Annotated in this window: 11 protein-coding genes and 2 tRNA genes; all 13 read right to left on the reverse strand. The window is 73.0% G+C overall.

All coding sequences use genetic code 11. The features are described from left to right. Positions 1-46: 46 nt before the first annotated feature. The 13 genes from Q0858_RS09125 to recF all read right to left on the reverse strand — a co-directional run bounded on the left by Q0858_RS09125 (position 47) and on the right by recF (position 12,179). Positions 47-1,066: a 1-acyl-sn-glycerol-3-phosphate acyltransferase gene (locus Q0858_RS09125; protein WP_299053033.1), complete on the reverse strand. Its 1,020-nt coding sequence runs from the start codon at positions 1,064-1,066 to the stop codon at positions 47-49. After that, on the reverse strand, positions 1,063-1,911 hold the full coding sequence (locus Q0858_RS09130; protein ID WP_299053035.1) for a patatin-like phospholipase family protein: 849 nt from the start codon (positions 1,909-1,911) through the stop codon (positions 1,063-1,065). Before Q0858_RS09130 ends, Q0858_RS09125 begins: the two co-directional genes overlap by 4 nt. 4 nt (positions 1,912-1,915) lie before the next feature. After that, positions 1,916-2,323 carry a DUF3817 domain-containing protein gene (locus Q0858_RS09135; protein WP_299053037.1) on the reverse strand — a complete coding sequence of 136 codons (408 nt, stop codon included), beginning with the start codon at positions 2,321-2,323 and terminating at the stop codon, positions 1,916-1,918. Beyond that, entirely contained in the window at positions 2,320-3,153 is an 834-nt protein-coding gene (locus Q0858_RS09140; RefSeq protein ID WP_299053038.1) for an SURF1 family protein, read from the reverse strand. Before Q0858_RS09140 ends, Q0858_RS09135 begins: the two co-directional genes overlap by 4 nt. A gap of 34 nt (positions 3,154-3,187) precedes the next feature. Beyond that, complete coding sequence (locus Q0858_RS09145) at positions 3,188-3,634, reverse strand: hypothetical protein (RefSeq protein ID WP_299053041.1); 447 nt, start codon at positions 3,632-3,634, stop codon at positions 3,188-3,190. A gap of 175 nt (positions 3,635-3,809) precedes the next feature. Continuing rightward, positions 3,810-3,882: transfer RNA gene (locus tag Q0858_RS09150), tRNA-Ala, on the reverse strand. Between the two features lie 26 nt (positions 3,883-3,908). Continuing rightward, a complete protein-coding gene (locus Q0858_RS09155; protein ID WP_299053043.1) occupies positions 3,909-4,040 on the reverse strand; it encodes a DLW-39 family protein in 132 nt (43 codons plus the stop codon). A gap of 59 nt (positions 4,041-4,099) precedes the next feature. Beyond that, a tRNA-Ile gene (locus Q0858_RS09160) sits at positions 4,100-4,173 on the reverse strand. Between the two features lie 120 nt (positions 4,174-4,293). Beyond that, positions 4,294-5,001, reverse strand: coding sequence for a DUF3566 domain-containing protein (locus Q0858_RS09165; protein ID WP_299053045.1), 708 nt, complete (start codon positions 4,999-5,001; stop codon positions 4,294-4,296). Continuing rightward, a complete protein-coding gene (gyrA, locus tag Q0858_RS09170; protein ID WP_299053048.1) occupies positions 5,001-7,745 on the reverse strand; it encodes a DNA gyrase subunit A in 2,745 nt (914 codons plus the stop codon). Before gyrA ends, Q0858_RS09165 begins: the two co-directional genes overlap by 1 nt. Positions 7,746-7,854: 109 nt before the next feature. Further along, positions 7,855-9,993 carry a DNA topoisomerase (ATP-hydrolyzing) subunit B gene (gyrB, locus tag Q0858_RS09175; protein ID WP_299053051.1) on the reverse strand — a complete coding sequence of 713 codons (2,139 nt, stop codon included), beginning with the start codon at positions 9,991-9,993 and terminating at the stop codon, positions 7,855-7,857. A 334-nt stretch (positions 9,994-10,327) separates the two neighbouring features. After that, entirely contained in the window at positions 10,328-10,957 is a 630-nt protein-coding gene (locus Q0858_RS09180) for a DciA family protein (protein ID WP_299053055.1), read from the reverse strand. Continuing rightward, a complete protein-coding gene (gene recF / locus Q0858_RS09185; RefSeq protein WP_299053057.1) occupies positions 10,950-12,179 on the reverse strand; it encodes a DNA replication/repair protein RecF in 1,230 nt (409 codons plus the stop codon). Before recF ends, Q0858_RS09180 begins: the two co-directional genes overlap by 8 nt. Between the last annotated feature and the right edge of the window lie 6 nt (positions 12,180-12,185).

The following is a 12,185-nucleotide window of genomic DNA, read 5'->3' on the forward strand; positions in this document are numbered from 1 at the left end:
AACCCGCGGCGGGCCGTTCGTCGTCCCGTGACCCCCGCTCCCCGCGTCAGCGCAGCGGCTCGGGGCGGTGGTCGTCGATCCAGTCGTCGATGCGGTCCCACCAGTCGTAGAGCCAGGTGATGCGCTCGTCGGCGTCGGTCGGCACCTCGTGGCTCGGCACGTGCCACCACCGCATGACCAGCCGCTTGTCCATGGGGAGCTCACGCCACATGTCGGCGACGCCGAGCATGTGGTCGAGGCCGGTGTGCGCGACCCAGACGACGTCCGCGAGGGGGGCGGCGTCCAGCGCGGCCGTCAGCCCGCCGGGGCGGGGCGCCAGCACGTGCTCCATGTCGGCGGCCCGCTGCGCCATCCCGTGGAGCCCGAGCCCCTGCAGGCGCTCGATGGCGCGGGCGCGCCGCTGCGCGGTGAAGTTGCCGCCCTCGGGGAAGATCACGAACGCGTCGTTGGAGTCCAGCCCGTCGACGAGCCCCCGGATCTGCGACTCGAGGTCCGCCCCCGGTGCGGGGTTCGGGGTGATGAACCGGGCGTGCAGCCGGTTCAGGACGACGTCGATCGTGGGGTCCCACGCGAGGGTGTTCTTCAGGACCACGCGCGGCTCGCGGGCGTACCAGTGCATGAGGGCGTACATGAGGATGAACGAGTCCCCCGGCCCCGCGTGGCGGCAGCACACCACCAGCGGCCGCCCCGGGTGCGCGTCGGGCGCCGGGCCCTCGGTGACGACGTCGAGGTGCAGGACCCGCCGCGCGGCGCGGTAGAAGGCCCACAGCAGGCCCTCCACCAGGTCGTAGTGGACGCCCTCCCAGTACGGCGTCCGGATCCGCGCCCCGAAGCCCGCCGCGACCCACCACCCGAACATCACCAGCAGCATCACCGAGGAGCACGTCGCGTAGACGAAGCCCAGCCAGAACAGCCGCAGCGCCCGCCAGTGCCCGGGCACGAACGGTGACACCACGGCCGCGAGGAGCAGCCACAGCGGCAGGGTCACCCACAGCAGCGCGGTGAGGGCGAGCACGAACGGCGCGAGCACCGTCCGTCGTACGACGACCACGAGCGCGGACCTCACGCCCGCACCCCGGCGTCGTCGAGGTAGGCGCCGGCCGCGATGCGGGTGGCCTCGATGCGGTCGGCGACGTCGGTGAAGTCGCGGTGCGACAGCAGCCGGTCGTCCTTCTCGGAGGTGCCGGCGGCGGGGAGGACGTGGACCTCCACCCGGCCCGGCGGGTCCTGCGCCTCGGCGAGCTCGCGGTGGAAGCGGTGGCGCCGGGCGATCTCGAACGACACCCGGGCCACCTCCCACGGCCGTCGCGGCACGGTCAGGGGTCGGTCGATCCGACCGACCTGGAGCACGAAGACCCGGGTGGCGCCCCGCGACACGGCCCGGCCGAGGGGGATCGAGTTGGTGATGCCGCCGTCGAGGAAGTGCTCGTCCCCCACCCGCGCGGGCGGCAGCAGTCCCGGGACGGCGGCGCTGGCGATCACCGCGTCGACGACCGGGCCGGTGGTGAACCAGTGCTCCGCCGCGCGCTCGATGCTGGAGGCGCAGACCTCGAGGGGGACGGGGAGGTCCTCCAGGCGCACGTCGCCGAGCTCGGTGCGCAGGCGCCGGGTCAACGGGTCGGCGGAGTAGAGGTGGGTGCCGGTGACGACCGCGCGGCGCACGGTCGCCAGTGGGCCGTCGCCGTACACGTCGCGGGTGGTGGCGGCCTCCCGCCACAGGGCGGTCAGCCGCTCGACGACCGCCGGGACGGGGTCCTGGGCCAGCAGCGCCCCGTTGAGCGCGCCGACGCTGGTGCCGAGCACCAGGTCGGGGACCACACCGCGGTCGAGCAGGGCGCCGAGCATCCCCACCTCGGCCGCGCCGAGGACCCCGCCGCCGCCGAGGACGAAGGCGGTCCGCGGCGCGGTCACGGGCTCAGGCCACCGGCGGACGGGCGGGCGCCACGAGCTCGTCGGCGTGCTCGTGCCGCACCCGCCGGGTGGCGCGGTGCTCGGCCCAGAAGGACAGCACCGGGACCGTGCCCATCACCAGGGTCACGAGGGTGAAGGTCAGGTCCCAGCCGGCCCTCCGGGCCAGCAGGAACGCGCAGACGAGGAAGATCATGTAGAGCCAGCCGTGCAGCACGCCCAGGATCTCGCTGACCGACGCCCCGAACTCCTGCACCGGGCTGCCGGGGGTCACCCAGTCCGGCGTGGCGGGGATGAATCTCCACATGCTGCTGCCGTCGAAGTTGGACAGAGGGGTGGCGACGAAGAACAGCACGATCAGCAGGACGCCCACGACGGACGCCATCACCCGGTACCTCAGCAGCGCGCCCCTCACGACGACGAACCTACCCGCGCCGTCCCGGGATCGAGCTCGGGGTCGACCTCGGGGCCGACGTCGGGGCCGGCGTCGGAGTCGGCGTCGGGGTCGAGCCGCGCGGCCTGCACGGCGTCCCGGGTGAAGCGCCACCACACGAAGGCGGCGAACCCGCCGAACACCCACCACTCGACGGCGTACAGGAGGTTCTGCAGGCCGGTGAAGGTACCGACCTCCTCGGTGGCCGGCACCTCGACCGGCTCCAGCCCGGCGGTGGGCTCCGCGGCGACCGCGTAGCCGCCGTACAGGTCGGCGGTGGTGAGCTGGACGGCGTCCGCGATCCGCAGCTGGGGCAGCTCCCGGTCGCCCGGGTCGGGATCGACCAGGGCGGCGTCGGCCTGCGAGGGCTGCATGCGGACGACGAGGTCGACCGGCCCGCTCGGCGCCTCGGGCAGGTCCGCGGCCGAGGGCGCCCACCCGCGGACGACGAGCAGCTCGGCCCCGGCGCCGTCCACGGCCACCGGCGTCACCGCCCAGACGCCGTCCCCGGTCTCGTCGCTCGCCGGGCCGCGGCCGGTGATCGTCAGGCTCCCGTCGGGCACCCAGGAGCCGCTCACCTTGAGCGGACGACCCAGGGCGTCGGCCGGGAACCCGTCGTCGGGGCCGACGACGTCCGCGATCGGCTGCGGCGTCTCCTGGGTGAGGTCGACGGCCTGCGCCTCGCGCTCCGCGGTCCACGCGCCGAGCTGCCAGAACCCGAGGGCGACGGCGATCGCGACGAGCACCAGCGCGACGGCGTGGGCGAGCAGCAGCCGGGGGGCGAGGACGCCTCGGAGCACGCTGCTGGACACGTCTCCGAGTCTACGAACGCCCCCCGGCCCGGGCTCAGCGGTCGGAGCGACCCGGCGTGCGGGCGAGCACGACCAGCGCGCCCGTCAGGAACAGGTACAGCGCGGCCGAGGCGAGGGGACGCGTGTCGGCGGCCGGGTGGCTGACCCAGCCGATGAGGAACCACGCCCCCATCACGGCGAAGCAGCCCACCGCGACGCCGTAGCCGAGGCGCACCGTCGTGGGCTGCACGGCCAGGCCGAGCGTGACCGCCCCCGCGGCCGACAGGAGCCACCCGAAGGTCCGCGGGGTGACGAGCTGCAGCGGCAGCAGGGTGCGGGCGGTGCTGACGGGCACGTCCCCGAGCACGTAGCCGAAGACACCCACCGCGAGCATCAGCAGACCGGCGGCGACCAGGACGAACCGGCGCTCCGTGACCGCCCGCTGCACGGTGGCCCCGCGACGGTCCGCCCGGCCGAGGTCGTCCTTGCCGCGCCCGCGCATGTCGCCTCCCCGGTGGGTCCTGGACGCCACGGCGGGTGCCGGACCGGCGTGCACCGGCGTCGTCGCTGGTTCGAGGGTAGGGGAACTTCGGCCCCCACCAGCAGCCTTTCCACAGACCGCTCGGAGCAGGACAGGAGGACGTGAGGACCGCCGGTCAGGAGACCGACCGGGTCGGTGGAGCCTAGGGGACTCGAACCCCTAACCCCCTGCTTGCAAAGCAGGTGCGCTACCAATTGCGCCAAGGCCCCGCAGGGTGCGGTGGGTGGAGGGTACGTCAGCGGCGAGCGGGGGCGACCGGGTCTGTCGCCTCGGCCCACAGGGCCTGCTCGGCGCGGCCGTCGTCGTACTTCTTCTTCGCGAACGCGACCCCGATGCCGGCGAGGACGAGGACCATCAGCTTCTTCACTCGGGCTCCCGGTGCTGGGGTGGTGCTGGCGGTGGTGCGTGGTGCGGACACGACGAGGGTGGGCCTAACAGGACTTGAACCTGTGACCTCTTCCTTATCAGGGAAGCGCTCTAACCGTCTGAGCTATAGGCCCGCCGGGACCGGGCGCGATGCGCCGTCGATCACCAGGCGGTGACACTACCGCACCGTTCCGAGCCGCCCCAAAACGGGCCCGGGGCGGGCCATCTCGGGCTGTGGCGCCGGCCGTGGCGGCCTACTTCTCGTCCTCCGCCAGGGTGACCTCGATGCCGCCGAGCAGGGCGGCGGCGAGGTTGTACATGAACGCGCCGAGGGTCGCGACGGCGGTGATGAGGAAGACGTTGAGGATCGTCACCAGCGTTGTGAAGGCGAGGATCCGGGACGTCCCCACGTAGTTCTCGACGTCGAAGCCGGAGGCGGACTCGCCGTCCAGCACGCTCGCGACCGTGGCGTTGATCGACTCCCACACGCCGGCGGCGCCGAGCACCGACCAGACGATGAGGACGGCGACCAGGGTCACGATCCCGAAGGCGATCGACAGCAGGAACGACGTCTTGGTCACCGACCAGGGATCGACGCGGGTCAGCCGGAGCCGCGCCCGGCGCGGCGCCCGCCCGGGGGCGTTGCGGCGCGGCTGCACCGCACGGTTCTCGCCGGTGACCAGCGCGGCACCCGCGCCGCGGGACTCCCCCTTCTGCGGGGGCCGGGCGGCGCTGCTGACCGCGGCGGCGACGCGCTGGGTGAAGGGGCGCACCGCCGTGTCCTCGCGACCCTCGTCGCGCGCCGGCGTCGGCTGCGTCGGCGCGGACGCCGACGGCTGCTGCGCCGCGGACCGCTGCTGCGGGGCGGGCGTCGGAGTGGGCGCCGGCGGCCGGGGAGGACGCTGCGCCGTCTGCTGTCCCGGCCCGGGCGGGGCCGTCCGGTCGTCGCGACCTGCAGCCATCAGTCCTCATCCTCCACAGTGGCGTCGTCCTCGGTGGCGTCCCCGGTGTCCTGGGTGACGTCGTCGCCGGTCGAGTCACCGATTGTTGCATCCGGGGCCGAGCCGTCCGCATTCGTGAGCTCGTCCGACGCGTCGTCCGCCGGCTCGCCGGTGGCCTCCTCGACGACGGCGGCCTCCACGGAGCGGGCGACCACGGCGACGGCGTCGTTGCCGCGGGGGGTGACGAACCGGACCCCCATGGTCGTCCGGCCGGTCGGCCGCAGGTTCTCGTCGACCGGCGTCCGCACGACCTGCCCGGCCTGGGTGATCGACAGGATCTCGTCACCCTCCTCCACGATGAAGGCGCCCACGAGGGACCCGCGGTCGGAGTCGGAGAGCTGCATCGTCCGGATCCCGAGGCCGCCGCGGGACTGCAGGCGGTAGTCGGTGATGCGGCTCCGCTTCGCGAACCCGCCGTCGGTGATGGTGAAGACGTACTGGGGCTTGACCAGCGCCGGGTCCACGGAGGTCGCCGGGGCGTCGGGCACCTCCGGGGTGTCCTCCGCCGAGGTGTCCTCGTCCAGCCCGGCGGCCACCTCGGCGGCCACCTGCGCCGCGCGGATGACGGACATCGACAGCAGGGTGTCGTCGGCGCGGAACTTCATGCCCGTCACGCCCGACGTCGCCCGGCCCATCGGGCGCAGCTGGGTGTCGTCCGCGCGGAAGCGGATCGCCTGGCCCTTGCGCGAGACGAGCAGGATGTCGTCGGCGCCGTCGACCAGCTCGGCCCCGATCAGCTCGTCGTCGTCCTCGCGGAAGTTGATCGCGATGACGCCGGCCTGACGCGGGGAGTTGTAGTCGGCGAGCCGCGTCTTCTTCACCAGACCGCTGCGCGTCGCCAGCACCAGGTACGGCGCCTGCGCGTAGTCGCGGATCGCCAGCACCTGCGCGATCTGCTCGTCGGGCTGGAAGCTCAGCAGCCCGGCGACGTGGCCGCCCTTCGCGTCGCGCGACGCCTCCGGCAGGTTGTAGGCCTTGGTCCGGTAGACCCGGCCCTGCGTGGTGAAGAACAGCAGCCAGTGGTGGTTCGAGGTCGCGATGAAGTGCTCGACCACGTCGTCGCCGCGCAACGAGGCGCCGCGCACGCCCTTGCCGCCGCGCCGCTGGGTCCGGTACGCCGCCGCGAGCGTCCGCTTGGCGTAGCCACCCCGGGTGATGGAGACGACGAGGGCCTCGTCGGGGATGAGGTCCTCCATCGACATGTCCCCGGCCGCGGCGATGATCTGCGTACGGCGGTCGTTGCCGTACTTCTCGACGATCTCGGACAGCTCCTCGGCGACGATCAGGCGCTGGCGGGAGACGTTGGCCAGGATGTCCTTGAGGTCGGCGATGGTCGCCTCGATCTCGGCGAGCTCGTCGATGATCTTCTGGCGCTGCAGCGCCGCGAGCGAGCGGAGCTGCATGTCGAGGATGGCGGTCGCCTGCAGCTCGTCGATCTCGAGCAGCTCGATCAGGCCGGCCCGCGCCTCCGCCACGTCGGGCGAGCGCCGGATCAGCGCGATGACCTCGTCGAGCGCGTCGAGCGCCTTCACGAGCCCGCGCAGGATGTGCGCCCGCTCCTCGGCCTTGCGCAGCTGGTACTCGGTGCGCCGTCGGATGACCTCGAGCTGGTGCTCGACCCAGTTGGAGATGAACTGGTCGATCGACAGCGTGCGGGGCACACCGTCGACGAGCGCGAGCATGTTGGCGCTGAAGTTGGTCTGGAGCTCGGTGTGCTTGAGGAGGTTGTTCAGCACGACCCGCGCGACGGCGTCCCGCTTGAGGACGACGACGAGGCGCTGACCGGTGCGGTCGGAGGTGTCGTCGCGGACGTCGGCGATGCCCTGGACCTTGCCGGAGTCGGCGAGCTCGGCGATCTTCAGCGCGAGGTTGTCCGGGTTCACCATGTACGGCAGCTCGGTGATGTTGAGCGTCGTACGCCCGCGGGCGTCCTCGTCGACGTCGATCACCGCACGCTGGGTGATGGAGCCGCGGCCGGTGCGGTAGGCCTGCTCGATGCCCTGGGTGCCGACGATCAGGGCGCCGTTGGGGAAGTCCGGCCCCTTGATGCGCTCGATGAGGGCGTCCTGGAGCTCCTCGCGGGTGGCGTCGGGGTGCTCGAGCGCCCAGGTGGCGCCGGCCGCGACCTCGCGGAGGTTGTGCGGCGGGATCGAGGTCGCCATGCCGACCGCGATGCCCGCCGAGCCGTTGACCAGCAGGTTGGGGAACCGGCTGGGCAGGACGACGGGCTCGGAGGAGCGGCCGTCGTAGTTCGGCTGGAAGTCGACGGTCTCCTTGTCGATGTCGCGGACCATCTCCATGGCCAGCGGCGCCATCCGGCACTCGGTGTACCGCATCGCCGCCGCGGCGTCGTTGCCCGGCGAGCCGAAGTTGCCCTGGCCGTTGACCAGCGGCGCCCGCATCACCCAGGGCTGCGCGAGCCGCACGAGGGTGTCGTAGATCGCGGTGTCGCCGTGCGGGTGGTACTGCCCCATGACGTCGCCGACGACGCGCGAGCACTTGGAGAAGCCGCGGTCGGGGCGGTAGCCGCCGTCCCACATGGCGTAGAGGACGCGCCGGTGGACGGGCTTCAGCCCGTCGCGGACGTCGGGCAGCGCGCGACCGACGATGACGGCCATCGCGTAGTCGATGTAGGCGCGCTGCATCGAGGTCTGCAGCTCGACGGGCTCGACGCGTCCGCCGGGCGGGGTCTGGGACTCGGTCATGAAGTGGTCTCTCGTCTCACGGGGTCTCGTGGCTCGTCACTTCGACAAGCTCAGTACAAGCGCACGCTGCTCGCACCTCGACCTCCGGTGGGGTCGGGTGCGGGAAGCGTCAGATGTCGAGGAAGCGGACGTCCTTGGCGTTGCGCTGGATGAAGCCGCGACGCTGCTCGACGTCCTCGCCCATGAGGATTGAGAAGATCTCGTCGGCGTGGGCGGCGTCGTCGAGGGTGACCTGCAGCATGAGCCGCTGGTCGGGGTCCATGGTGGTCTCCCACAGCTCCTTGGCGTTCATCTCGCCGAGGCCCTTGTACCGCTGGACCGGGTTCTCCTTCGGCAGCTTCTTGCCCGCCTCCTGGCCGGCGCGCAGCAGGGCGTCGCGCTCGGAGTCGGAGTAGACGAACTCGTGCTCGTGGGGCTTGTTCCACCGCAGCCGGTAGAGCGGGGGCTGCGCCATGTAGACGTTGCCGTGCTCGATCAGCGGGCGCATGAAGCGGAACAGCAGCGTCAGCAGCAGCGTGTTGATGTGGTGGCCGTCGACGTCGGCGTCCGCCATCAGCACGACCTTGTGGTAGCGCAGCTTGTCGGGGTTGAACTCCTCCTGGATCCCCGTGCCGAGCGCCGAGATGATCGACTGCACCTCGGCGTTGCCGAGGACCTTGTCGATGCGGGCCTTCTCGACGTTCAGGATCTTGCCGCGGATCGGGAGGATCGCCTGGATGCGGGGGTCGCGGCCCTGGCGGGCGGACCCGCCCGCCGAGTCGCCCTCGACGATGAAGACCTCGCACTCCTCGGGCTTCGTCGACTGGCAGTCCGACAGCTTGCCGGGCAGTCCGCCGCCGCCGAGGAGGCCCTTGCGGGACCGGGCCAGGTCGCGGGCCTTGCGCGCCGCGACCCGGGCGTGGGCCGCGGCCTGCGACTTGCGGACGATGTCGCGGCCCTCGTTGGGGTTCTGCTCCAGCCAGGCGCCGAGCTGGTCGTACATGATCTTCTGCACGAACGAGCGGGCCTCGGTGTTGCCGAGCTTGGTCTTGGTCTGGCCCTCGAACTGGGGCTCGCCGAGCTTGACCGAGATGATCGCGGTGAGGCCCTCGCGGACGTCGTCGCCTGAAACCCGCTCACCCTTCTTGATCAGGTTCCAGGTCTCGCCCCAGGTGTTGACCAGGGAGGTCAGCGCGGAGCGGAAGCCCTCCTCGTGGGTGCCGCCCTCGTGGGTGTTGATCGTGTTCGCGAAGGTGTGGACCGACTCGGTGAAGCTGGTGTTCCACTGCATGGCGACCTCGAGGCTCATGTGGTTCTCCACGTCGCCCGGTGTCTCCGCCTCGAAGGAGATGACCGTGGGGTTGGCGTGGTCCTTGCGCTTGTTGAGGTGCTCCACGTAGTCGACGAGGCCGCGGTCGTAGCGGAAGACGAACTCCACGGCGCTGCCGTCGTCGGCCCGCTGGGGGGCGTCGCCGCCCTTCGCGACCGCGTCGGACTCGGCGTCCATCGGCTCCTCGTCGACGACGTCCACGACCTCGGCCGCGGCGGGCCGCTCGTCGCGGACGACGATCTCGAGGCCCTTGTTGAGGAAGGCCATCTCGCGGATGCGCCGCGTGATCGTCTCGCGGTGGTGGACGACGGTCTCGAAGATCTCCTCCGAGGGCCAGTAGGTGACGGTGGTGCCGGTGCCCTCGCCGTCCTCCAGCGCGCGCACCTGCTCGAGGTCGCCGTCGGGGACGCCGAGGCTGAAGGACTGGCGCCACAGGTGGCCGCGGTTCCTCACCTCGACCACGAGGTGCGACGACAGCGCGTTGACGACGGAGACGCCGACGCCGTGCAGACCGCCGGAGACCTTGTAGCCGCCGCCACCGAACTTGCCGCCGGCGTGCAGCATCGTCAGCGCCATCGTCACCGCGGGCATGTCCTGCCCGGGCGCGGTGTCGGTGGGGATGCCCCGGCCGTTGTCCTCGACCCGGACGGCGCCGTCCTCGGTGAGCGTGACGACGATGCGGTCGCAGTGACCGGCGAGCGCCTCGTCGACGGCGTTGTCGACGATCTCCCAGATCAGGTGGTGCAGGCCGCGCTCGCCCGTGGACCCGATGTACATGCCCGGGCGCTTGCGCACCGCCTCGAGGCCCTCCAGCACCTGGATCGCCGAGGCGTCGTAGTCCGCCGTGACGCGGTTGTCCGAGCCCGACGGGACGGGGACGACGGCCTCGTCCGTGGGCTCGTCGGGGGCGTCGTTCGGGACGTCGTCGATCTCGGGCACCTGGGCCGACCTCTTCTCGCTGGGCCGGACCTCGCCTCCGGCACGACAAGAGTCGCGGCACGTCCGCCGCGCCGGGCTCGCCCGGGCGGTCTCGTCACCTGCGACTCCGAAGCGATCCTAGCGCGTCTGAGGGCCTCAGACACGTCACACCGCCTGTGGAGGCAGGGTGGCGCACCGCTCGGATGGCCCTCAGCGGCCCGGAAACGGCTCTGAGGCCGCCGCGGAGCGCCGCCTCCGGCCCCCGGTACGGGTCGACGGCTCTCCGAGCCGTCTGACGGGCTCCCCGGGCGTTCCTGTCAAGACCCTCGCGGGCCGGCCGCCGCGACGGGCCGGCTCAGCCGTACGTGTCGCGGGGCCCCCGGGACCCGCGCACCGAGCGGCGGCCCCGGGTCCACGACGGGAGGTTGGGTCCCTTGACCTCGATCAGGGTCACCGCGCCGTGCCCGAGCTCCTCGTTCAGCCGCCGCAGGATGGTGGGCGCCAGCAGCCGGAGCTGGGTGGCCCAGGCCGTGGAGTCCGTGCCGACCACCAGCGTGCCGTCGGTGAAGGCCTCCGGGCGGCTGTGGGCACCGACCTCCGCGCCCACGATCTCGGACCAGCGCGCGAACGCACCGTGCGCGCGGAGGTCGCCGGCCCAGCCGTGCTCGGCGACGAGCCGCGACAGCGTGGCCTCGACCGTCTGGGGGTCCCGGTCGTCCGGGTGCGCCCCGGTCCCCCGCAGGTCGGCGCCCGGGGACCGGCGTCGGCCCCGGCCCCACGAGCCGCCGCCACCGCCACCGGGACGACGGGGGCCGCCGGTGGCCGGCCGGCCCCGCGTCGTCCGCATCAGCGAGCGGGCCAGGTCGAGACCCGTCACGTCGTGCTCGGGCCCGGAGTCCCGGTCCTGGTCCCGGTCCTCGTCCTCGTCGGGGTCGGGACCGTCGGCCTCGGGGCCGTCGGGGACGTCCTGGTCGTCGTCATCCATCGCCGCCCCCCTCCCCCACCTCGGGTCTCGTGCCGGGACCCACGTCCGGACCAGCCTCGCGAGCCACGCTGACCGTGCCCCCGGCGACGTCGTGCCGGCGGCCCCGCAGGCCCGGGGGCACGTCCTCGGCCACCGCGGCGGTGACGAGCACCTGCTCCGCACCCGCCACCAGGTCAGCCAGCTGCGTGCGCCGCTCGGCGTCGAGCTCGGCGAACACGTCGTCCAGGATCAGGATCGGGTCGTCGCCGTCGTCGCGCAACAGGTCGTAGGAGGCGAGCCGCAGCGCCAGGGCCGTCGACCAGGACTCACCGTGGGAGGCGTACCCGCGCACCGGCAGCCGCACCGCGTCGGGACCCGGGCCGGTGCCGAGGGTGAGCAGCAGCTCGTCGCGGTGCGGACCGACGAGGCTCACGGCACGGTCGATCTCGTCGCGGCGCCGTCGCGCGACCTCCGCGAGCAGCGTCGCCGCCAGGGCGTCGACGTCGGTGGCGCCGTCCAGCTCCAACGAGGGTTGGTAGGTCATCCGTGCGTCCTCGCGGGTCGCCCCCCGCGCCACCGCGGCGTACGCCGCGCCGACGTGGTCCCGCAGGTCCTCGACGAGGCGCAGGCGCGCGGCCAGCAGCTCGGCGCCGGTGCGGGCGAGGTGCTCGTCCCACACCTCGAGGGTCCCGAGCGCGGCGTCCCCCGACGCCGTCCCGGGCCGGTGGCCCCCGGCCCGCAGGTTCTTGAGCAGGGCGTTGCGCTGCTTCAGCACGCGCTCGTAGTCGGAGCGGACGCCCGCGAACCGCGGCGCGCGGAGCACCAGCAGGTCGTCGAGGAACCGCCGGCGCTCGGACGGGTCGCCCTTCACCAGCGCCAGGTCCTCCGGGGAGAACATCACCGTCCGGACGAGGCCGACCAGGTCCCGCGGGCGGGGCAGGGTCGAGCGGTTGACCCGGGCCTTGTTCGCCCGGCCGGGGTGCAGCTCGACCTCGAGGGTCGCCTCCCGGCCGTCCTTCACCACCACCGCGCGGACCAGGGCCCGCTCGGCGCCCGCCCGCACCAGCGCCTGGTCGCTCGAGACGCGGTGGGAGCTGAGCCGGGAGAGGTAGTCGATCGCCTCGACCAGGTTGGTCTTGCCCTGCCCGTTGCGCCCCACGAACGCCGTGGCACCGGGTCCCAGCTCCACCTCGACCTCGGGGTAGGACCGGAAGTCGACGAGGACGAGGCGGACGACGTGCACGGGCGG

This window comes from uncultured Nocardioides sp. (genome assembly GCF_947489365.1).
Classification (GTDB): Bacteria; Actinomycetota; Actinomycetes; order Propionibacteriales; family Nocardioidaceae; genus Nocardioides.

Coding starts and splice junctions, on each gene's coding strand:
- Q0858_RS09145 (WP_299053041.1), bottom strand. CDS start 3,634: ATGCGCGGGCGCGGCAAGGACGACCTCGGCCGGGCGGACCGTCGCGGG.
- Q0858_RS09165 (WP_299053045.1), bottom strand. CDS start 5,001: ATGGCTGCAGGTCGCGACGACCGGACGGCCCCGCCCGGGCCGGGACAG.
- gyrA (WP_299053048.1), bottom strand. CDS start 7,745: ATGACCGAGTCCCAGACCCCGCCCGGCGGACGCGTCGAGCCCGTCGAG.
- Q0858_RS09180 (WP_299053055.1), bottom strand. CDS start 10,957: ATGGATGACGACGACCAGGACGTCCCCGACGGCCCCGAGGCCGACGGT.